The organism is Mesorhizobium loti (assembly GCF_013170705.1).
Classification (GTDB): domain Bacteria; phylum Pseudomonadota; class Alphaproteobacteria; order Rhizobiales; family Rhizobiaceae; genus Mesorhizobium; species Mesorhizobium loti_D.
Window position 1 is genome coordinate 6,580,992 of the sequence record NZ_CP033334.1, and the last position, 20,903, is coordinate 6,601,894.

Here is a 20,903-nt window from a genome sequence, read left to right on the forward strand (position 1 = left end):
CAATGTCATATGCGGTCAAGGAAATTTTCTACACCCTTCAAGGTGAAGGACGAAATGCCGGGCGGGCTGCCGTATTTTGTCGTTTCGCCGGCTGTAACCTTTGGTCGGGACGTGAAGGCGACCGGGAAAGAGCATTCTGCGGATTCTGCGACACCGATTTCGTTGGGGTAGATGGCCCCGGTGGCGGACATTTTGACACCGCGCGGGAGCTTGCGTTGGCGATCGAACAAGCCTGGCGCGGGTCGGTGGGGCAACGTCTTGTCGTGCTCACCGGAGGGGAACCCCTCCTCCAGATCGATGAAGAACTCCTGGAAGCGCTGCATTCCTTGGCGTTTGAAATTGCCGTGGAGACCAACGGTACCATCCCCACACCCGCCGGCATCGACTGGCTGTGCGTCAGTCCGAAATGCAATACACGCCTCGTGGTCATGGCAGGGGACGAGCTAAAGCTTGTATATCCTCAGATTGGCGCGGAGCCCGAGCATTTCGAAGTTCTCGCGTTTGAGCACCTTTTGCTTCAGCCGATGGATGGGCCCGAGCGCGAGGCGAATACGGCCGCCGCAGTAGCCTATTGTCTTGCCAACCCACGTTGGCGCTTGAGCCTTCAAACCCACAAACTTCTCGGGATCCCATGAAAATTACGCAAGCTTTCACCTTCGAGGCAGCGCACTGCCTTCCGCGCGTGCCAAAGACCCATCGCTGTCACCGCATACATGGCCACTCATACCGTGTGGAACTGCGTCTGGAAGGGCCCGTCGATCCAGACACGGGCTTTGTCATCGATTTCTTCGATGTCGAGGCTGTGTTCGGACCGCTTCTGCAACGTCTCGACCATCAGTATCTGAATGAGGTTGAGGGTCTCGACAATCCGACAGCGGAAAACATTGCGGTCTGGATCTGGAACCAAACCAAGCCGCTTCTTGGCCAAATGTGCTCGGTAACGGTCTATGAGACGCCGCTGTGCTGGGCTGAATACGAGGGTTGACCCGATGCAACGAGATTCGGGAACCGCACTCGTCCTTTTCTCCGGCGGTCAGGATTCGACAACCTGCCTGGCCTGGGCGCTGGAGAACTTCGAGCGCGTCGAGACAATCGGTTTCGACTATGGGCAGCGGCATCGGATCGAGCTCGATGTGCGGCCCTATCTGCTCGAGCGCATTCGAACAGACTTTCCGACCTGGCGTGGGCGACTAGGCGAGGATCACATGATTGACCTGGCCGTGCTCGGCCAAATCAGTGATACCGCGCTCACGCGCGACGTCGAGGTCGCACTGAACGCGAACGGTCTAACAAATACCTTCGTGCCTGGCCGCAACCTTCTGTTCCTCGGCTTTGCGGCCGCGATAGCTTACCGGATGGGCGCGAAACACCTCGTGATCGGTGTTTCCGAGACGGATCGTTTCAGCTACCCGGATTGTCGGGATGACGCAGTCAAAGCGATGCAACTTGTCCTGAACCTTGGAATGGAGACGCGTTTCATCATTCACACACCCCTCATGCAGCGCGACAAGGCGCAGACCTGGGCGCTGGCGGATTGGCTGGGCGGCGAGGCGCTGGTGAAGCTCATCTGCGAGGGAAGTCACACCTGCTATAGCGGAGACCGCGAACATAGACATAGCTGGGGTTTCGGTTGCGGGACCTGCATCGAGTGTAATCTTCGCGCGGCGGGATGGGAGCAATTCCGATCCTGCAAAGAGACACCCGTTGCCGCCCATGAAATCACGTGAGCGCCAAGATCCAGGCTGACGGTGGCATCTGTTCCATAGATCGTTTCTTTCTCTTTGTGATGTACAGCACGACCAGGGTAGGCGCTTTCGATGCCGTTTCGAAGGGCTGTTCCATACCATCGACCTTGATGATCTTTGCCGTTCCGTGGTGCTGTTTGGTAGGGGAGTTCAGCACCATGGCGAGCAGGCCGCGGTTATTATCCTTAATCCCGGTCGGATTGATCGTGGAGCGTACCGCCAAGAAAAAGGAGAGGTTGTGGTTTCGACGAGAGGCGGTTAATGCCCGAGCCTCCCCTTATCCTGGAGGATCGTCCATGCAGGTCCATAACCAGCATGGCCGCACCATCGGCATCATTGAAGCGACGAATGACGACCTCATCGGCAATCGATGCCGGCGCCTGCGTAAGCCGGCACGGGCGCAGGCGCCTGCGGCGACGCGATGTTGCGGATATCCCTCCCCTGGCCTACCTCGGCCCAATCAAAGGATTCCTGATAAGCGCCTTCGATCTGGCAATGCTCGTGGTGAATGCGCGTGCCGCCTTGATGGCGATCGTCACAGCCTCAGTTTCGATGTTTGACGAAATGGATGTGCTCAACCGCCGGAAGACAATCAAACAGGTAATTCAGCAAAGTCGATCTCATGTGCCGTCGAATTGAAAAGGCGGCTGCCGTCATGAACGAATGCGCGCGACCGCATCAAGCGCCGGGGCAAAGCCATCCCTATGCATCAGGATAGCGAAAGTGTTGTTGAGGTCCCGAAAGCGCTGTCCGTTGAGGTCAGCCAGATTGGCGCCTTCGCGTTGCAGCGCGCCGCGCGGCTTCGGATCGCACAGCCGCTGCGTGCGTGGCTCGAGGAAAACGGGCGGCCGCGGGCGAACAATCTGGCCGATTGGGCGTCAGGCGGCGCGGAGATTTCTTGCAACATGTCGGGCCTCTCCTCGAAGGATCCGAAGAAACGCGTCTTTCGCCGCTGACATGGCCTTTGCACTTGAAAGAAAGTCATTCACGAATTGCATAAGAGAGGCGGCTGATGAACAGACCAACGATCGCCGATCTGGCGAATGCCGCGGGCGTAAGCGTTTCCACGGTCAATAGGCTCTTGCACGGAACTGGCGCACTGCGACCGCAGACGGCCGACCTCATCTTGAGCGCAGCGCAGCAGATCGGGTTCCGCAGTTCGGGGCCGCTGCACGAACGCAGGCGGGACAATCTCCCGCATCGGCACTTGAGCTTTCTCATGCAGCAATCCCACCGGCCGCTCTGCCGGATCTGGGCCGAGGCGCTTCTAGGTGCCTGCGCGCGACGCACAGATGCGGTTATTGAGCCAGACGTGCTGTTCGAGGACGACCCTTCCCCCGAAGCGGTCGCTGCCAATCTGCTCAAGATAGGCGGAAGCGCCGATGCAATCGCGGTGATCTCGGCCGATCACCCGCTCGTCGGCCAGGCGATTGATGAGTTGCGCGTCAAAGGCGTTCCGGTGATCGCCTACGTCACCGACCTGTCCGCCGCCAGACGGGCCGGCTTTGTGGGAACCGACAACTGGAAGGCCGGCCGCACCGCCGCATGGTTTATCAGCCAGACGTCCGGTCGGCCCGGCAAGGTCTTTCCTCTCATCGGCAGCAACCGTTATCAGTTCCAAGACATCTCGGATGCGAGCTTTCGCTCCTACATGCGCGAGCACGCGCCCGAGTTCCATGTCAGCGAAACCCTCCTGACCCATGAGGCGCCGAAGAACGCCTATGCAATCGTTCGCAGGCTGATAGCGGAGGAGCCGGAGCTCCGGGGCATCTTCGTTAATGGCGGCGGCATTTCCGGCGTTCTGCGTGCCATGCGCGAGCTCGCTGTGGAGCATTGCAAAATCCGGATCGTCTGCCGCGACATCGGGCCCGAGACACGCAAGGGATTGAGCGAAGGGTTGATTACTGCTTCCTTGTGCCATCCCGTCGACAGGATGCCTGAAGAACTCATCGACGTGATGCTGCGAATGATCGAACGCACGGACACGCGGCTAATCGAACAGCGGATTGTTCCGTTCGAGATTCTCACGCCAGAGAGTATTTGGACTTAAGAATCGGAAGAGCCATAGTCGTCCGGATAAGGTCATCCGTGCCGCTGCGAAGCGACGACCGCTTCCTGGAGGAAAACTGGGGCGCAAGGGCAGTTCGGCACTCACGATCCTCGTATCCACCGAAATAGGCCAAGAGGACGAGGAGATGGAAATCCCCCAGGAAGACGATCTTGTCGAGAGGTGGACCCCCGCTTCCCGCAATGATTAGGCTACTTGTCCGACCATTCGTGCCGATTTGCGCGGCTTGTGGCGCGCCATAACGTCCACCTTATTGTCGCGTCGATCGAGGCAGCACTGGGCGATCTATAGAGAACTTGTCTGTTCGCCCCGTGACTATGGCAGATATGTCGAGCTGTTTCATGGCAAGCTATTGAGCTGATTTGGCTTGAGTGAGGCGCCGACGGTTAATGACGGCGCGGATCTCACGGGCGAGCTTGGCTTTCCGCAATTCCTCTTCGGAATTGTCAAAGCCCAAATCCGCAAACACGTTGCCGCTGGTCATTTCGCCGGTGATTCCTTCAGTCATGACTTTGTTCCTTTCCGATAGTTTTCGCGATAGTGCGTCTCGGCCGCCTTCAATCGCGCCTTAACGAGATCGATTTCGCACTTGGGCATCTCCCTGCCTTCTTCTGGAAGCAAGGAAAGATCACACCAGCGAAGCGACGGCATGGACGGCGCGATAAGTATCCCTGTCTAAGTCGTCGGCCACCGCAAGAATTCGGCCGCCAAATCCCTTGAGGGCTTTGACCGCCAGATGCTGCTCGCCATTTTGGGCATCGTTGATTGCAAGACCATGACGATGCAGACATCGACCAATCTGACTCCGCTCAGCCACTGAAAGAAAGATTCGGGTCAAACAGCCGTTTCGCCAAGTGATCAAATTTCCTATGAACGCATTTTGGACTGCACGGACCGTTCCAGCTCGGCGCAAAACCCTCCCAGATACTCGTCAATCGCGCTCGGCAAATCCACCCAGTAGAGCACTTTGGCGGTGCTACATCGATAATGAGCCCAGTTTGCTTTTTTGAGGTATCCCTCTTGCTTGGCCGCAGCGAGTATCCCGGTAAAAATTGGCGGCAGCGCATCGCGTTTAGCGCTCGCCGGGCGGAGCTGGTCCGGGTTGCGAAGCCCGGCGAGCGCGGATCGTCTTGGGCGATGTGTTGATCAGGCGCGGTTCTTGGAGCGCCAGGATTCATGTCCGATTTCGATGATCTCGCAATGATGCGTGAGAGGCTCGAGCAGTGCGGTCCGTTGTTCCGTCGAAGTAGCCGCGCCCGCTGTCGCGGATGAGCGCCCGGGCGATGGCAATGGCCAGATGCGACTTCCCGTTCCGGGCCACCAATCAACACGCCATTGGACCAACTGCCATCAAGGCATCTCACCGCCGGGCGGCGGCGAACAAGAAGGAGAGGAAGTGATGGAACGCAGGCTTGATGACGTGATCGCAGCCCTCCCTGAGGAGCGTCGGGAGCGTGTCGATGCACGTTTCGAAGAGTTAAAGGACGGAGGTCGAGAGCCTCGGCGAGCTGCGCCGTGCGGCTGGGAAGCCCAGGCAGAGATCGCCTCGATCCTCAAGATCAAGCAGCCCTCTGTCTCGACGATCTAGAATCAGGCCGATATGTAGACACTTAGAGCTGCCTAAACGCGATCGTGGGACAACTCGACCTCATCGTCGCCTCGCGCGCGCCCTTCCGTATAGAGCGGCTCCGCGACTTCGTAGCCCCCTCCGCACGTAGTGCTGAGCGCCAGGTGGACGAGCCCGCCCGAGGGCAACGCGTCGGCTGAACGCGCCGTTTCGGTCAAAATTGCCGAAGGGACGACAGTCTCGTCGACGCTCGCAATAGGTATGAGCAAGCCCTCGTTAAGCCGGATACCGACTGCCCGCTGTCACGTCGCGGGGGACGCCTCTCCCTCACCCATGCAGGCCCAGTTCACCGCCGCGCTGGGGGTGTCCGGCGATGTGCTCGCCGACGACGACCCGCTCGAGCACGCTTGGTCACAGCTTCCAAACCTGCTCAAGTAGATACCTCCGCGCCTGCGCGACATCTTCGGTGGCTTACAATTTATCAAATTTACGGCGATTATCGCGGCCCGCAAAATGACAAGAAAGTCAAACGGCCATGTCTTCTCCCTTCTTATGCCGCTCCGGGACACATTGAGCACAGGCAAATGCTGCCAAGCATGCCAGCACCACGACCCACGTCGTGGCGGCAGTTAACAGCTGCCCGCTGAAGTCTGCCAACGGGCCTTCGGTCAAACTTGGCGCAGCGCTGTTACGGCAGGCACAGCACGTGGAGGTCTGTGAGCATCAGCCATTGCGAAAGGTGTAGCCATAACCGTTGATGGCCGGCGCGCCGCCGAGATGCGCGTAAAGTATCCTCGAGCCCTCTGGAAAAAAGCCTTTTTGAACGAGGTCAATCATCCCTTGCATCGATTTGCCCTCATAGACGGGATCGGTAATCATACCCTCGAGCCGCGCACACAGACGGATCGCCTCCTTGGTTTCCTCGGATGGAATGCCGTAACGCGGGTACGCGTAGTCTTCGAGCAACACCACGTCATCCTCGACAGGTTCCGTTCCGAGCTCGACGAGGGTCGCAGTGTGTTGGGCAATGCTAAGCACCTGCGCCCTGGTCTTGGCCGGGGTAGCAGAGGCATCGATACCGATCACGTTGCGCTGCCGACCGTCCTTGGCGAAACCGACGAGCATGCCGGCATGCGTTGAACCGGTGACCGTGCAAACGACCATGTAGTCGAAGGCAAACCCTAGCTGTTCCTCCTGGGCGCGCACTTCCTCCGCGAACCCCACATAGCCGAGGCCTCCATTCGGATGAACAGACGCCCCGGCCGGTATCGCATAGGGCCTGCCGCCCCTTGCCTTGACTTCATAGAGCGCTTTTTCCCAGCTGCGGCGGATGCCGATGTCAAAGCCATCGTCGACCAGGCGCACCTCCGCTCCCATGATCCGGCTCAAGAGAATGTTGCCGACGCGGTCGTAGACGGCGTCCTCATGCGGGACCCAGCTCTCCTGAACCAGGAGACATTTCATGCCGATCTTGGCGGCAACGGCGGCGACCATGCGCGTGTGGTTGGACTGCACGCCGCCGACGGTGACAAGGGTATCGGCATCTGACGCGATCGCGTCGGGGATGATATATTCGAGCTTGCGCAGCTTGTTGCCGCCGAACGCCAGACCGGAGTTGCAGTCCTCGCGTTTGGCGTAGATTTCGACCTTGCCCCCCAGATGCTTGCCGAGCCGGTCGAGCTTCTCGATGGGTGTGGGTCCAAAGGTGAGCGGGTAACGCTCGAATTTTTCCAGCATATTCTCTCCGGCGATGATCATTCAGCTGAAATAGCCACGCAAAACTCGTTCCAAAAGCGCCGCTTGGATTGGTCGGCCGCGCTCTCCGACCTCCCATCAGAGCCTTGGGATTTCCAGCGCCTTCCTTGCGATTGAGACGAAGCGATCGACATGTCGGCATGCTGCCATGAGGCGACCATTGCCTAGGAAACCAACGACGACACGCGGTCGGCATCTGCGTTTTTGCCAGCTTTGCAAGTGCAGCCAGACCGCCAAACCAACAGACTTCGATAAAAACGCAGTGGCTCTTGTTTGCGATTGGACCGGCAGGAACTGGACGGTTGCCGAGCCGAATTCTGCCAGGTGATTTTTGTGGCGCTCAAATGCCTCACAGAGGTTTCAGCTGCTCGATCGAAGTGCTCGTCTACCTGATCGAAACGGGTGCCAATGCCCTCGAAAGGCTGGCCTCGCCGCGGCCGTAAGTCGCCGGATTGTAGTTGACGAGCGTGTCGGTTCTAGCCGTATCCAGCAACTGATTGGTTATCTGTGTCGGTGTTGCTGACGTGAACTTGCTGCCCAGAATGGCGGCATAGCCTGCAACCACAGGTGCCGCATAAGACGTGCCGTATAGGCCAGTCTTGTCACCCTCGACACCCACGGTCAGGAACTGGTTCCGCACCTCGGGGTTTGAGCCGGGATAATTCGAGTATCGGGCCAGCCGCGTCTTGTTCCCGGGAGTGCCATTATGGTCGAGCGCACCCACGAAGATTGTCGATGGCGCCCCGATCAGCCCGAGGGTTAGCTCATCGAAATCCCCTTCGTGCGGCCTACCAACCTCGCTGCTGCGGTTGTCGGCACTCTTGGTGACGATGGCAGAGCCGGCCCAGGCGGCATCGACGATCGCCTGCTCGCGCGGATGCTGGCTCAGGGGCTCTATAATGCGGTAGCTCGCATTGATGATATTGAGGCCGTCCTGCAGACCGATCGAAGACCCCTCGAGATAGCCATACTTGAATATGTTTGCGCCAGGGGCGACCATGCCGGCAATTTCAGCGACCCAATCTCCATGTCGCTGCGTCTGCGTACCGCGACCGAGGTCTGCGTCAAATGGCTGTTCCTTGAAGTCATCTATGACATTTATCGATACGCCGGAACCGATAAAGCCTGATGTCCATGCTTCACCAATATCTGGGCTCATCCAGCAGAATGTGCCGTCGGCATTTTGTGGACAGCCCGAGCTACTGCTTTCCGCGGCTAGAGTACCGGTCGTTCCTTTGCCGCTGACACCGGCATCGAGATCACCCGCGAAACCGGGTGCAGCCAACAGGCACGCTATAAGACCGACAACGAAACCTGCCGGGAACAATTGTGTTTTGTGCATAATCAACTTCCTGTCTGATTGTTCTTCATCAACGAAATTTACGGCCTTGCCTTTCACCATCGCTAAAATTCACCCCTGAACCGAAGGTCAAGTTTCCATCGGCTTGGCTCGAGGTTGGTCATGTATTTCAACGTATCCGAGGGCCGCAGTTGCGAGGCCGCCAGACGGCAATTCACTGCATGGAAGCCGCCGACGGCGCCATAGTCAGCCGTGCAAGGTCGTTCCGTCAGGTTCCCGCCCAAAATCGAACTGACGGTGAGAGAAAGCGTCGTGGACGGTGTCGGTCGCTTTTGCAGAATGAAGCCGAGTTTCACACCTGGGTCGATTCGGATCTTTTCGGCACGTTGGCCGGTGCTCGCGCCCCACAGGAGACCGAAATCATCCGAGAGCTGCGTCAACATTTCAAATCGCATGTCGATCCAGTTGCTATGGTACCATTTTTCGAAAGACACTTTCGTACCATCCGACAGCTCGTATCCGCCTTGTCCCAGATGGTTGGCGGCCGCGGTCAGCTCCGAACCTTGATAAATGCCGACAAGGCTGGTCTCCTGTCCGTTCGCAGTCATGGCGCTGACGAAGAATGCCATCACGAACAGGACGTAACCGGCCGCCAGCCGTATGCACATCTGCAACCCCCTTGTTGGACCCGCCGGAGGCTCTAGCCTCAGACGCATGTCCGCCCAGCGGCCAACGTGTTCATTCGCAACAAATCTGTGATCTCCCGTCCTTCAACTTTGCCGAGCCATCTCTTCGCTCTTCCTGGCAAGAAGCTCCCGCTCTCTCAGCGGAATTAAGCTAAATTCATGCCAATCTAGATGACGGCGACAGGGAAGGAATTGCATGTTTGCTTTCAGCGGTTTAGCCAAACGTCCGAGACGCCGGCCAAACAAGGCTGTGTCGTCAAACCGACAAGCCGACACAATTGTCGGATGTCGACGAACACGCTTAGCGTGAACCCACCCGCATGGGCACAGCAACGCTTCCTTCGCGCTCCGGCCAGGTGCCATCGGAGAGCCCTCGGAACGGCCTCATATTTCATTCGACGAATTCCTCTTCAGCCGGGCATTACGCCGCCCAATTTGAAGTTCTGAACGCGAGTACGTCTAAAATGGCATGCCCGGCAGAGACTGAGCTCGCTGCCAGGCCGGCTTTGCCTTGGGAGGGGGCGTAAGCTATTGGCGTAAGGCGTGGAGCATCTCGAATATCTCCTGGCGAGACTGCCTATGCGCAAGACGGGCACGCCGGCGATGTGTCGCAGCGTCGACAATGGCGTCCTCGGACAGGATGGGGCTTCCTGAAGCACGTCCATTAAGGCTCATCTGTTCCTCGGTTGCCGTACGAAGATTCTCGACAGATGAAATCCGTCGGCCACCTGGCGAGCCCGCGGTGCGCCTTCACGGACGGCTCCCGCATACAGGCTGCAGCGGTCTCGGCTGACGACCTCGACGAAGGGATGATTCCGCAGCCACCTGGCTGCGCTATCGACACTCGATCATCGAGAATGTCGACGAGCGAGTGACGCTCGAGATCAACCATGATAGTGCCGCATAGCGTCGTTCCCCGCCAGCTCCAGTCATCGATGCCAACCACCCGAATCTCGGAGGCGCGGCGAGTAACCGCAGCATCCCGCTTCGGTTGCCGCAGGATGGTGTCGTCACCTGACGTTCATGCCGAGCCGTTGAATGAGGCGTCCGCCAGGACGTCCACCCGTGCTATGGCCGCGCAAGCCGACAATCTCCACGACCCTCGTCGTCCTGCGCGGATAAGGGAAGCAACCGTCGGGAGTCGATCAGTGAACGTTTGTCGCTCACATTTCTGATGTGCACATCGCCAGCGGCTCAGCAGGAGCTTCACCGTCACGGGCTTGCCCTGGACCGGCAGATCCTGAAGGCTGCGGTCGGACCATCCATGCCGACTTCGGCTTCGCGGGCCACAATCGGGCAAATGCCGATCGCTGGTCGGGCAGCGGAAACAATCCAACTGTAATCATCAGTGAGCGCGACACCCAGAATTCTGCTCCCTGGGCGGCGACCATTTCGATTTCGTTCGCATGCCCGCCCATAGCGATAGCGTCCGACGCGGCATCCCATGCTCGAAGCGCCCTTGCGGGTTTGGCGCTCTGCGCCCCGATCTCCCGGACAGGCGTGGGCATCCGGCAATAGGATGCCACTCCGGCAAAAGGGGGTTCGGATTTGAGCAAATCGAGAATATGATTTACGCTGCAGAAAGTGCTGTGTCTGCCGTTTGCAGGCGCCCCGCCGCCGCCAGCAGGTCGGTCTGGGTAATCAGGCCAAGGATGCGCCGCTCGGCACCGACAATGACGACCGCATGGCTGCGGCCGTCGGTGAGCACGGGAAGCAGGCTCATCGCCGGCATCTCGGGCGAGACGACGCCCGCCTTCGACATATCAAGCCCTTCACCGCTTCGATCGCCTGCGTCAGCTCGCGGAGCCCCACGGTGCCGGCCAGCCGGCCGTCCGCACCGATCACCGGCAAGGTGCGGATGTTGCGATCGAGAAGCAGCTACGGGCGTCGTCGGGGTGGCATTTTCCGTTACCGAGATCTTGTTGCGGGACATGATGTTCACAGCAGCATGCGATGCGAGCGCACCATCGCCTGCAGATCGGCCTCCCGCAGCAGCCTCTCGAGGTCGTCGCGGTCGATGTCGAACGTTTCGTCCCAAGCCGCGGGTGCCGCATCGACATCCTCCGACTGGACACCTCGAAAAACCTGGCAATCGAGAACGCATTTTGATTCACTTCGCCTGGTGATTTGCACGGGGGCGTTGGATGCGAGGTCAGGCTGGGTTCTGGGATATTGACGAGCGCTATGTCCGGCTGAGCGCGGCCGGCGATCCACTGCCCCCCTCTGCGAGGCCACGGCCGCAAGCATCGCCTTCAGTGTGCCGTCATCTTGGGAAGGGCAGAAACACCGCGCGTCATGGCTCGACAGAAGCACATTTAGCCCGATTCGAGGCCCCGCTTTCGACCACCTGAGTTCACTTGGTCACGGGTCTATCCGGCCGAGGTCCGCCGTCGTATCCGTTCAGCCTTGACGCGCGTCCAGTCCATGCCCTCCACGCCCGGCAGGATCTCAAGTTTCGCGGCACCATATGACCGTTGAGACACGAGACGCGGCAACACCTGCCTCGGCGGCGGTGTTGCTGGACATCAAGGGCATCGGACCGGACTTTGCTGACGTGCTCTGGTCGGAAGGGCTGTTCCGCAACTTTGCATAGGCGCAGCCGAAGCGCAGGCTCCATTCACGGATAGTCTCGTAGCTGACCACGACTCGCCCGGCAAGAATCAGCTCAACGTCACGCGGGCTCAGGCTGGAGCAGTGATACAACCAGACGGCCTGATTGTGATCTCGGCCGGACAGCGGAAGCCCCGGTAGGGATTGGACGTCGCGCTCATACCCAAGACCAAGCCAAAGATCGCCGCCTCTCGCCAACTTGACAGTACCGCGTGACGGCTGCGCCCGCGGCAGCTTTGCCTCGCCGGCGTCCAAGTTGACAGTACGCATTCCGCTATAGCTCATCCATGGCGCGGATGGATGCAATCAGGAAATCAATTTTACCACTCTTCCGGAATGCTGCATTTGGGGCATGGGTGCTTCTGCAGGATTGTACGCGGAGGGTTTCAAAGCGCACTTGCCCAAACCCCTCAATGCGCCTTCACCAGTGCGGGCTCTCGGCGGGCGGCATAACAAGGAGATAGGCATGGCTACGATTAAAGACGCAGGCTTCAGCGAAATCCTGCGCGCGACGTTTGGATCGGACGGCATTGACGCTCTCGACCTTCATGCCGGCGGAGTTGCCGCCGTCGCCGCCCAGAGGCTCGGTGTAGACGACGCTCATCCCGACCCCGAGGGTGGACATCGTCCTGATATCCCTACTACACCACCTATATATTGGGAACCTGGATATCATCGTCCCTGGCGTCCCCCTCACGACGACGACAATCCCAGCCCTGATCCCGCCCCTGATCCGTATCCCGATAGGAAGACGGGCGGAAAAGGGGACGACCACATGGAGGGCGGCCCCGGAGACGATAAGCTCGACGGCTTTGAAGGGAACGACAGCGTTTTTGGAGGCGACGGAAACGATACGCTCTGGGGCGGAAACGGGGTCGACACCCTGCGGGGGGGCGGCGGAGACGATAGGCTCTCTGGCGGCTCCGGGGGCGACTCCCTGGAGGGCGGCCCCGGATACGATACGCTCTGGGGCGGTGAGGGCGGCGACTTGTTCATATTCCAGAGCGGCTGCGGCAAAGATCAAGTTCTAGACTTCGCGCCTGGCGAGGACCTCCTCGAGGTCGACCTGGGGATGAACGGCACCAACATCAAGACGTATGCCGACCTCGCTGACGCCAGTCACCAAGTCGACAACGACACGATTGTCGAACTAGGCAATGGCGACTCGATCCGACTCCTCGATGTGAATGCTGAGGACGTTCACGCCCACCCAGAAGTGTATTTCTTCCTCTTATGACGGTGCAAGGAGGACGCTCCGGCTCCTGGCGCCGTCCATCGTGGACGGGCCAGCGTCTGGGTGGCCATGCCTTTGCCATGGCGACTCTGGAGGGGTTGCCATGATGCTCGCGTCAAGGAAGGTTTCGCGTTGGCGCGAGCCATAGGTCCCAGATCGATCAGGGGCTGCCGGGGCGGTGCAACCCTGATCGGCATGCTGCGCAGCCCCGTCTGGCCGGTGCTGTCGGTCCCCGCGTGCTGGAGCTGCAGGTTCATCTGGGTCAGCGCCTTCTGCATGGGCTGGATGGTGCTGTCAGGGGGATTCCCCCCAGCGCCGCACTCCTTCTCGCGCGTCGACGGATAACATTTATGCAGAACAAGCATGCAACCGGTTCGCAGCCTCGCGAAGCTATCGCCGCCTCTCGTTGGGCATTGGCAGGTACGGCGGCGATGAGCGGAGTGATCAGCTCGCTACACTTGACCGGCGCGTCTTCATGCTCGAGGTCTATGACCGGGTTCTGCCAAGTCGTAGCGTGCCAACTCTTGTTGGTCTCGTAATTCTTGCTGGCGGTCTTTTCGTTTTCCAAGGCTGGCTGGATGTTGGCCGCGCACGCCTGTTTATACGCGTCGGCCGACTTCTTGACGAGAGGTTGAGTGGGAGGGTGCACGAGACGCTGATTGGCCTGCCGCTCGTGAACGACGAGAGGGGAGATGGTTCAGCCTCTTCATGACCTGGATCAAATACTTTCTTTCCGATGGGGGACCGGGAGCTTTATTCGATTTGCCTTGGTTGCCGCTCTACGTTGGCATCTGCTTTATGTTTCATGCGTGGATAGGCAGCGCGGTCCTGGTCGGGGCTCTGCTTCTGGTGTTTGTGACGCTTATGACCGAGCGACTCACTCGAGAGCCATCGCGCAAGACAGCCGAATTCGGGACCATCAGAAATTCCATTGCAGGAGCAAACAGGCGCAACGCTGAAGTCGTTCGTGCGATGGGAATGGCCAAGCGCGTAGGAAGCCATTGGAGCGCTGCAAATGAAGCTATATGGATTTCCAGCAGCGCGCCTCTGATGTTGCGACAGGGTTAGGGAGGCTATCTCTTAGAATGATGCTGCAGTCGGGCGTGCTTGCTTTGGGCGCCTACCTGGTCGTCAATGGCCCCGCGGGCGTGCACAATTTGATCCTTCGCCTGGGGATAGCTCGCCAGAGATAATGCAGTTTGCCTCGGATGCGAACGAAGTGACTGTCGGCAATTCTGTGCGCGAGGCCGATCTCGTCATTGGCTGACGAACCTTTCGCCGAAGACGACGGCGAACTGGGTCTTGGCCTCGAACTGTCAATGCCGCTCGAATTTCCCCAAAAGCGTCAAATATTGACCCGTCTTGCATAAGCGCGACGAGGAGCGCTCGCCGGGCGGAGCTGGTCGGGGTTGCGCAGCCCGGCGAGCGCAGATTGTTTGGGCGGTGGGGGCGCTTTAGGTGGGGTTCTTGAAGCGCGAGGACTCATCTAGTGATAGGTGGGCCAGTCGAGCAGCGCCGTCGTCATCTATGCGTCGCTGGCAAGGATCTTGCGCACCGTGTTGCGCGACAGATCAAGGTCCCGGCAAATCCGTTTGACCGACCACCCCTGAACATAAAAAGCGCGCCGAACACGGGCAATCGTATCCACCTATTCATCCCCTCCATCCGCTCGCCGAGACAAGCGGATGGCCGCAGATCTCCATCAACCGGGGCTCAAAATCGGACGCCGAAAGTGACGAATTTGAGTTCTGATCTTGTTACGGCGCCTCAAGGGAGGAGCAGCGATATGCCGAGCGTTTGATTGCGCTGCTGCACATCTTGAGTTTCGTTCCTATGCGCATCATCGTCGCGCGACTGGTACCGAACTTCCTGTGACCTGTCGAAAAGCCCAGCCCCTTGCCCGGCTTTGCCAGCGCAGCTGGATCGCCAAATCAGAAAGAGCACACTTGCGAAATAGCCCAGCTGAAGAAGTAGCGAACAGCCCAGCGTCGTGACGACTGCTAGACGGAACGAATGCGAGACGAAGTAAACCGTCACAGCGTTGCCGCACAGGACCAGCCCGAGGAGCCGACAAAAGTTGATGAGGCGCAATGCCGTTCTCCTGATTTTGTCTCGTCAAATCATGCAATTCATGCTGCGATCTGGTCGGCCGCGACATGGGTCTGACAGTTCTTTGGGCAGACGCGGCCGCAGGCTCCGCAGCCAATGCAGCGGCCGGCACGGTCGACAACCATGATCATGCGATTGAGCTCACCATCGAAGTCGTCGTCACCGCTGTCGCAGGCGCCAAGGATTTCCCCCGCGTCATCGACGCCGTAAAGATGCATGACCTCGCGCGAGCAGACTTTGAAACAGCGGCCGCAGCCGATACAGATCTTGCCATCTATAGCGATCAGATATTCCGGCACCCATATGGAGCCGTCGCGGCTGATGAATGTGCCGCTCATCGCAAAGTCTTCATTTTGGCGAGCTCTCTCCTGGCACCATCCAACTCGGCATAAACGGCACGCGTTTTCTCGGCGACTTCCTCTATCTCAATCCATTTGACCGGGAGACCCTCGGCAAGGTCGCGCAAGTTCGTCTTGGCAATTGCCGCGCGCAGTTGAAGCTTTCGGACTTTCTTCGCCATCTCATCCAGGTTTGACATGATCCTTCCTCGAAAATCAGTTTCTTCACGCCCGCACCACGTCGGGATAGGCAATAGCTGCAGTCGCATCACCGACCAGTTTCGCGCCGGTATTCGCGAGTTTCCGGAACGTCTCGAAGCCGATACGGTAGACGTCTCGACAGACCCTCGAACTGGCCGACCGTGAAAAGCACGCGTCCGAAAGCACCCGTCGGTTTGATTTCTGTTGTTGACTATGTCACGCCTGAGCGCTCCTCGATCGCAAGCTCCACTACGGTCCAAAACATGTCGAGCCTCCACAGCGCGTCCGGATCCGGATTGCCGGTGATTGGATATTCCGGCCCAGTTCCTTGGTGATGATGAAATCGGCCAGCAGCCCGGTGTCCGGTTTCCGTTGGCATGAGCCGTGGAAGTCCTGAGCACGGATCAGCCGCAGGACGCATTTGACGAACGGGCGGGCAAGGGCCTTGCCGTCCTGTTGACGGCAGGGCCAGCGCTGCGTGAGACATTTCGTTTCCTCAATTTTAGGTCTCGTCCTCAACGGAGGATTTCTGCTTTCGGCAAGTGGACTTCGGGGCCGCTTACGCAGCCGACGTCCGGCCTGGCCAGGCCAATTCCACGTAAATGCTGCGGTGGCCGACCTTAAACACGTCGTGGACTGTGACGTCTTCATCGACGGCCAAATTCGCGTCGAATATCGCGGCCGCGGCTATTCGGTTGGAGGTCTTTAACGTCCGAGCCCTGACCTGAAGCAAACGGTCGACCCTGTGCCCCATGGACATAGCTACTGCGGGCGCGCCGTAGAAAATGGGCGAATTGACCAGGGTTCCCTTCCAATTGTCATCCCTACTCCTTGCCGGGCTGAAAGTTCGTGAGGGTTCGCTACGCAGCCGATCGTCCACTTCGAGCAGAGGAGCCGGGGATTCTCTACGCAATATGTTGTTTTCCATTCCCACACCTTTCCTGACGTTTATGCGCGAGCTGGTTGTTCTCTCAGAACGGAACACACCGGTTGGGAGACCATCGAAGTCTTGCGTGTTCTCATGCGACCAGCCCTCACTCAGTATTGCCGATCTCAACCAGCAAACGTCATGCCAGCGCTTTGCCCGCAGTAAATGCATGATTCTGCCTCGAAACCTTACAAGCCCAAGACGGCCGGTTGTTTTGAACCAGACATGTTTTCTGCCGCTGTCAGCTTTTGGACACGCGTCATGCATCAGACGCTTGAGGGCGAGAACCGCTTGGCTTTCTACTGCGGTAATGTTGGCGTCGGCTCATCCAGCACCATTCGCCGCCGGCGATGCGCGGGCGCGCTAGGCTGCCCCAGCGCCCCGAACCGCATGACCTTCTTGACCGGCTGGCAATAGGTCGGAAATTCCGCGATTCAGGAAAGTTGGTCAGCGCAGTGGGGCCCGCTCGGCATTTGCCGCACGAATGGCAAGCGCTGGAAGGCTGTCAACCGAGCGATCCTCCAAGGCGCGGGCCAGCGTCTCGACATTTTGGTTAAGGCGAGTGTTTGTGTCTATGGTCTCAGAGTGGCCTTCGGCAGCCAGTGGTAGCGAGTAAAGCTTCGGCAACATCGGCTTTGATTGCCGCCAGAATCTGGTCGAAATCACGGTAGTCGAAATCACGATAGCTATTATGCCTCCTCCTCATTGGGAACAGGAATGTCTGCTCTGGCATAGAACGCCAGCACGGGTTCGAGATCAAAGGTCGTTGCGGGCGCAAGCCTCTGGACCGACCGCGGCCATGTTTCGGTTGAGATGCCGTCGATGCCTCGCGCCAGCGTGCTGGCAAATCGGGGCATCAGCGGCGCGAGTGTCTGTGCCAGGATCGCAGCGGCCGTCGTCTGAACGGCGAGCGAAGTCCGGATACGGGCGGGATAGAGACGTCGCGCCGCTGCATAGTCTTGCGCCTGTCGGTAGACTACGCAATCGGTCACGAAATCGCAGGCCTGCGCGGCTGCGCGCCGGACCGAGAAGCCATCGTCCGAATAGGCGCGTTCCATCGCCGCGCGATGGAGCTCTATCCGAGCAAAGAAAGCGCGATCGGCGGGAGCCCAGTCGCCTGCGTCGGGCACACAACCGCCGAAGTCCTGCTTGATTTCCCGGTGCAGCGCATCAAGCCAATTCAGCCAGATCCCTTGGAACACCTCGTTCTCGGTGCGGCGCAGCGCGTCCAGCGTGAAGTTCGTCCGCTCACCTTCTGGACGTGTCAGGCCCAAATGAAGACGGACAACATCGACTGTCTTTGGGCCTAGAACCTCTTTGCCCCAGACCGCATGGCCGCGGCTGGTCGAGAACTTCTGGCCGTCGAGCAGATAGAATTCGTTCACATGATACCGGATGCGTGGCGTCCAGTGGGAGAAGACCTCGGCATAAACGGCGGGGCAAAGTAGCGCGTGGTAGAAGGAATTGTCGAAGCCGAAGAAATGGACAATCTGCCAGTCATTGCTGGGCAGGGCCGCATTCCAGTCTCGACCGAGCGAGCTAGCCAGCGCCTGGATGTTGTAAAGAAAACCAAACGCCATCTCTGGCCAGACCCAGGTCACCTGCCCCGGGAACCCTTCGGCTGGTAGCCCCCAGTCCGACGGGTGGGTGATGGGCACGGAAAAGTCGCCACGTTGGCGTAGACGCGCGAAGAGGTCCATGATCCGAACGGGGGCGCCCGACGCCCTTAAATGCCGGTCGATATTGACGTAGCACCGTTCCAGCGCAAGTTCGGGACGGCACACGGAGCCGACCAGCGGCGCCTCGGCCGAGTGCCGCGACCGGACTGCACCCAGGTCGTGGCATAGGTTCGGCGCGCCGCATTCCTCGCAGATGTTGCCAGCAGCGGAGCCGCCGCAATCGGGGCAGAGGCCGCTTACATCCGGTTCGTAAAGGTAGTCGCCTGTCACAGCATCAAAGAGCGCAGGGCTCTGGCGCAGATCTACCGCCGTGCTGCTCAGAAGACTACGGAAACGCGCCGCTTGAAACTCTGCATAAGCGCTATCACCCGAGGTGGGGAGGAAACTGTGGACCTCACAGTCGAGAAGCGCAAGCGTGGCTCGAATCTCGTCGGCGTAGTGGCGCGCCACCTTTGCGGGCGTCGATTGATCGGCATCTGCATGCGTGGCGACGTAGCTCTGGTAATCGTCGCTTCCCGTCAGGTGATAGGCTTCGGCCCCTTTCATGCGCAGGAACCGCGTGTAGACATCAGCGCCAAGATAAGGGCCAGAAAGATGCCCCAGATGCAGATCGCCATTAGGCGTCGGTGGCGCGGAGAAGACGAAGATCGGTCCGCGCGGAGTCGCGGTCTGTGCAGCAGCTTCGAGGGCGGCCTTGCCGTCGCGCCAGTAGACATCGACGAAATTTAGGTCTTCGTCCCCATCGTTGTGCAGCACATGCGCTTCAAAAGGGTGGAACAGAACGACGTCGCCGGCCGCGACCGGGATCTCCCCAAGATCGGTCCTGACCTTGCCCACTCCAGACAGGACCACGAAGGCCTCGATTTCGTCGTGCCGATGGGGCTCGGATGTGACGCCCGGTGCCACCTTGCCGAATGAAAACCCGGTGCCCGCGCTTCCCGTTCCGAGCGTGGCCGTGTCAATACCGAACGCCCGCGACAGCTCCGTTCGAGAAAACGTGGATTTGCGCATGACGAACCTCAGCGATTGAAACAGTGGTATCTTCGGCTGCCCACGCAACAGCCTCTGCTGCAAGTTGCGAAGAGCGGCGGTAGCCCGAAACGTTGGCCGCCTCCTTCAGTATAATCCGTCTCTAGGGTCCAGGCCGGCGACGACGGGCGCCAGTGGGGCTTTAGGCGTCACAGAAGACCGCCCGGCGACACCTTCACAATCGACGTACCGAAGCGTCGTAACGGATTGCGGCGAAGCTCCCGTAGCCGGCAATCAGAACGCCATGCTCTCCGCGCATTTTCTAGCGGTAGATCAGTTTCGTGTGCATGGCCTCGCCTGGTTCCGTGAGCTCAATCGCGATAGAAAATGCCGTTTGGGAGCTTGAGGTTGTCGAGATCGGCCACTTTGCCCTCTGGCGGATTAAGGGCGCGCTTAAGCACGTTATATTCAGCGCGGGTCGGTCCACCGGTCGAAGCACGCTGGAACACCAAGTAGAGTGTCCGCCGAGAACGATTGCTTTTGTTCGGTTGTGAGTAATGCGGTGCGTAATCGTCGAAGATGAAGATGTCGCCAGCCTTCCATACTATTGGCTCCCAGGAAAACCTTTCGGCGACCTCAGCATCGATCACCCCGCCGGCATCCATGGGAAATACCCCCTTCTTGTGGTTGCCGGGACTGAAGAAAAGCCCGCCGTTGTCCGGGTCGGAGTCGTCAATGCCTATGGCAACGACCGCATGGACCATCCGGTCGGGCAGCCTGTGTGGAATGTGATAAATGTCCTGATGCGGGCGATAGCCGCCGCTATCGGGATAGTGGAAGATCAGCAACTCCTTGAGCCTGCGCGAATCTTCGTCAAGCAAATCCTCGACCGCAGACTTAATGCGCTGATCTTCCAGGAGGAGAAGACGCAATGGGTCATGGAAGTCGAGAAAATTCTCGGCTTTGGAGATAATCTTCCGATCGTCCGTCGTTTTCTCGAACCACATGAGCCATTTATCATCGCTGACATCCCAGCGTGATATGTCTTCAACAAAGCTGGAAATACCTTCCAGAGCCGCGGGCTCGAAGAAACTTTCGAGCCTGACGTATCCGTCTCTCTGCCACTTTTCTCTTTGTGCATCGGTCAACATGCGAAAAGCCTCCTGTTGGAAAGAGTGGTTGGTCAAACATTCCGGTTAGGGGCAGTCGGGCGCTGTCAGGGTGGGGGCCCTCGGAGACGATACTCCACGACATGCGGACGGCGACGCCAAGCGCGTTCCGCTCCGGGTGGATTGCACGGCGTTGTTGTCCCTCCTCAATGGAGAGATCGCCCAGGCCCGTAAAGATCTGTCGATCCGGTACGTCTGCATAGTAGTCACCGCCGAACATGCTGTTGATGGTGCGACTGCCCGATGGACGACCTTTCGTGCAGCCTGACGCGACGCAAGCCGCGCCACGCGAACCTTTGCGACAAGTTCCGTTCGGGGCGATCAGGGAGGGCACGTCGGCATCGAGTCCATCGATGCTCCAAAAACGGGTATTGTCCGCAGAAGTTCGGCGCTAGACTGCCAATCCCAGGCCAAGCTGGGTCCAGGGGTTCCCTAAGCTGGTCCCGATCACTTACATCACCCGGTCCGGCCACCACACGCATCGCTACGGGCCGGAAGCCTCCCCTGACGGCCGACGCAGTCATGGCCGCCAGGGTCACTGTGAG

Annotated in this window: 22 protein-coding genes and 4 pseudogenes; 10 read left to right on the forward strand and 16 right to left on the reverse strand. The window is 59.2% G+C overall.

Translation table 11 applies throughout. The annotated features are described in order from the left end of the window. The first annotated feature begins 2 nt into the window (after positions 1-2). The 3 genes from queE to queC are packed head-to-tail and all read left to right on the forward strand — an operon-like array spanning position 3 to position 1,727. Positions 3-635: a 7-carboxy-7-deazaguanine synthase gene (queE, locus tag EB815_RS32045; RefSeq protein WP_065005748.1), complete on the forward strand. Its 633-nt coding sequence runs from the start codon at positions 3-5 to the stop codon at positions 633-635. Beyond that, on the forward strand, positions 632-985 hold the full coding sequence (gene queD / locus EB815_RS32050; protein WP_065005747.1) for a 6-carboxytetrahydropterin synthase QueD: 354 nt from the start codon (positions 632-634) through the stop codon (positions 983-985). Before queE ends, queD begins: the two co-directional genes overlap by 4 nt. A 4-nt stretch (positions 986-989) precedes the next feature. Beyond that, the gene (queC, locus tag EB815_RS32055; RefSeq protein ID WP_065005746.1) at positions 990-1,727 is read left to right on the forward strand and encodes a 7-cyano-7-deazaguanine synthase QueC; all 738 of its coding nucleotides are present in this window, start codon (positions 990-992) and stop codon (positions 1,725-1,727) included. On the opposite strand, the gene EB815_RS32060 is transcribed toward queC, so the two are convergent. Continuing rightward, on the reverse strand, positions 1,720-1,968 hold the full coding sequence (locus EB815_RS32060; RefSeq protein ID WP_065141586.1) for a hypothetical protein: 249 nt from the start codon (positions 1,966-1,968) through the stop codon (positions 1,720-1,722). The two genes, queC and EB815_RS32060, sit on opposite strands and share 8 nt — an antisense overlap. 125 nt (positions 1,969-2,093) lie before the next feature. On the opposite strand from EB815_RS32060, the gene EB815_RS32065 reads away from it, so the two are divergent. The 3 genes from EB815_RS32065 (at position 2,094) to EB815_RS32075 (ending at position 3,795) form a co-directional block, all read left to right on the forward strand. Further along, positions 2,094-2,384 (forward strand): hypothetical protein, encoded by a 291-nt coding sequence (locus EB815_RS32065; protein ID WP_065005744.1) that lies wholly within the window; start codon positions 2,094-2,096, stop codon positions 2,382-2,384. Between the two features lie 65 nt (positions 2,385-2,449). Next, positions 2,450-2,701, forward strand: coding sequence for a hypothetical protein (locus tag EB815_RS32070; protein ID WP_065005743.1), 252 nt, complete (start codon positions 2,450-2,452; stop codon positions 2,699-2,701). A 56-nt stretch (positions 2,702-2,757) separates the two neighbouring features. After that, positions 2,758-3,795 (forward strand): LacI family DNA-binding transcriptional regulator, encoded by a 1,038-nt coding sequence (locus tag EB815_RS32075; protein ID WP_065005742.1) that lies wholly within the window; start codon positions 2,758-2,760, stop codon positions 3,793-3,795. Positions 3,796-4,162: 367 nt separating this feature from the next. On the opposite strand, the gene EB815_RS33815 is transcribed toward EB815_RS32075, so the two are convergent. From EB815_RS33815 to EB815_RS33480, 3 genes and pseudogenes are all read right to left on the reverse strand, one after another. After that, complete coding sequence (locus EB815_RS33815) at positions 4,163-4,321, reverse strand: XRE family transcriptional regulator (RefSeq protein WP_245303396.1); 159 nt, start codon at positions 4,319-4,321, stop codon at positions 4,163-4,165. Positions 4,322-4,441: 120 nt separating this feature from the next. Further along, positions 4,442-4,651, reverse strand: a complete 210-nt coding sequence (locus EB815_RS33820) for a hypothetical protein (RefSeq protein WP_245303395.1) — start codon at positions 4,649-4,651, stop codon at positions 4,442-4,444. 308 nt (positions 4,652-4,959) lie between these two features. Further along, positions 4,960-5,082 (reverse strand): annotated as a pseudogene (locus EB815_RS33480) (ATPase); the annotation flags it as partial. Positions 5,083-5,212: 130 nt separating this feature from the next. Here EB815_RS33480 and EB815_RS32090 point away from each other — a divergent pair. Then, positions 5,213-5,401, forward strand: a complete 189-nt coding sequence (locus tag EB815_RS32090) for a hypothetical protein (protein WP_065005741.1) — start codon at positions 5,213-5,215, stop codon at positions 5,399-5,401. A gap of 702 nt (positions 5,402-6,103) precedes the next feature. On the opposite strand, the gene EB815_RS32095 is transcribed toward EB815_RS32090, so the two are convergent. From EB815_RS32095 to EB815_RS32115, 5 genes and pseudogenes are all read right to left on the reverse strand, one after another. Continuing rightward, positions 6,104-7,117: a 1-aminocyclopropane-1-carboxylate deaminase gene (locus EB815_RS32095; protein WP_065005765.1), complete on the reverse strand. Its 1,014-nt coding sequence runs from the start codon at positions 7,115-7,117 to the stop codon at positions 6,104-6,106. 403 nt (positions 7,118-7,520) lie between these two features. Further along, positions 7,521-8,537, reverse strand: a complete 1,017-nt coding sequence (locus EB815_RS32100; protein ID WP_245303394.1) for a S8/S53 family peptidase — start codon at positions 8,535-8,537, stop codon at positions 7,521-7,523. 2 nt (positions 8,538-8,539) lie between these two features. After that, the gene (locus tag EB815_RS32105) at positions 8,540-9,103 is read right to left on the reverse strand and encodes a hypothetical protein (RefSeq protein WP_019863348.1); all 564 of its coding nucleotides are present in this window, start codon (positions 9,101-9,103) and stop codon (positions 8,540-8,542) included. A gap of 549 nt (positions 9,104-9,652) precedes the next feature. Further along, a pseudogene (locus tag EB815_RS32110) lies at positions 9,653-10,529 on the reverse strand (transposase); the annotation flags it as partial. Between the two features lie 162 nt (positions 10,530-10,691). Next, entirely contained in the window at positions 10,692-10,883 is a 192-nt protein-coding gene (locus EB815_RS32115) for a hypothetical protein (protein ID WP_027047788.1), read from the reverse strand. 705 nt (positions 10,884-11,588) lie between these two features. Between EB815_RS32115 and EB815_RS34070 the strand changes: the two genes are divergently transcribed. The 3 genes from EB815_RS34070 (at position 11,589) to EB815_RS32125 (ending at position 14,033) form a co-directional block, all read left to right on the forward strand. Then, on the forward strand, positions 11,589-11,714 hold the full coding sequence (locus EB815_RS34070; protein WP_257784413.1) for a hypothetical protein: 126 nt from the start codon (positions 11,589-11,591) through the stop codon (positions 11,712-11,714). 483 nt (positions 11,715-12,197) lie between these two features. Further along, positions 12,198-12,968, forward strand: coding sequence for a calcium-binding protein (locus tag EB815_RS34075; protein WP_027047785.1), 771 nt, complete (start codon positions 12,198-12,200; stop codon positions 12,966-12,968). Positions 12,969-13,673: 705 nt separating this feature from the next. Further along, a complete protein-coding gene (locus EB815_RS32125) occupies positions 13,674-14,033 on the forward strand; it encodes a hypothetical protein (RefSeq protein WP_065141585.1) in 360 nt (119 codons plus the stop codon). 460 nt (positions 14,034-14,493) lie between these two features. On the opposite strand, the pseudogene EB815_RS34345 reads toward EB815_RS32125, so the two are convergent. From EB815_RS34345 to EB815_RS32160, 7 genes and pseudogenes are all read right to left on the reverse strand, one after another. Then, positions 14,494-14,613: pseudogene (locus EB815_RS34345) on the reverse strand (helix-turn-helix domain-containing protein); the annotation flags it as partial. 119 nt (positions 14,614-14,732) lie between these two features. Then, complete coding sequence (locus EB815_RS32135; protein WP_064987124.1) at positions 14,733-15,056, reverse strand: exopolysaccharide production repressor protein; 324 nt, start codon at positions 15,054-15,056, stop codon at positions 14,733-14,735. A gap of 38 nt (positions 15,057-15,094) precedes the next feature. Beyond that, entirely contained in the window at positions 15,095-15,412 is a 318-nt protein-coding gene (gene fdxB, locus EB815_RS32140) for a ferredoxin III, nif-specific (RefSeq protein WP_065005737.1), read from the reverse strand. Then, positions 15,409-15,612 carry a CCE_0567 family metalloprotein gene (locus tag EB815_RS32145; RefSeq protein ID WP_019863342.1) on the reverse strand — a complete coding sequence of 68 codons (204 nt, stop codon included), beginning with the start codon at positions 15,610-15,612 and terminating at the stop codon, positions 15,409-15,411. The genes fdxB and EB815_RS32145 overlap by 4 nt, the downstream gene beginning before the upstream one ends. Before the next feature lie 25 nt (positions 15,613-15,637). Further along, positions 15,638-16,114 (reverse strand): annotated as a pseudogene (locus tag EB815_RS32150) (DUF269 domain-containing protein). 1,116 nt (positions 16,115-17,230) lie between these two features. Beyond that, on the reverse strand, positions 17,231-19,231 hold the full coding sequence (locus EB815_RS32155) for a class I tRNA ligase family protein (protein ID WP_065005735.1): 2,001 nt from the start codon (positions 19,229-19,231) through the stop codon (positions 17,231-17,233). Positions 19,232-19,560: 329 nt separating this feature from the next. Next, the gene (locus tag EB815_RS32160; protein ID WP_065005734.1) at positions 19,561-20,340 is read right to left on the reverse strand and encodes a phytanoyl-CoA dioxygenase family protein; all 780 of its coding nucleotides are present in this window, start codon (positions 20,338-20,340) and stop codon (positions 19,561-19,563) included. Positions 20,341-20,903 lie beyond the last annotated feature (563 nt).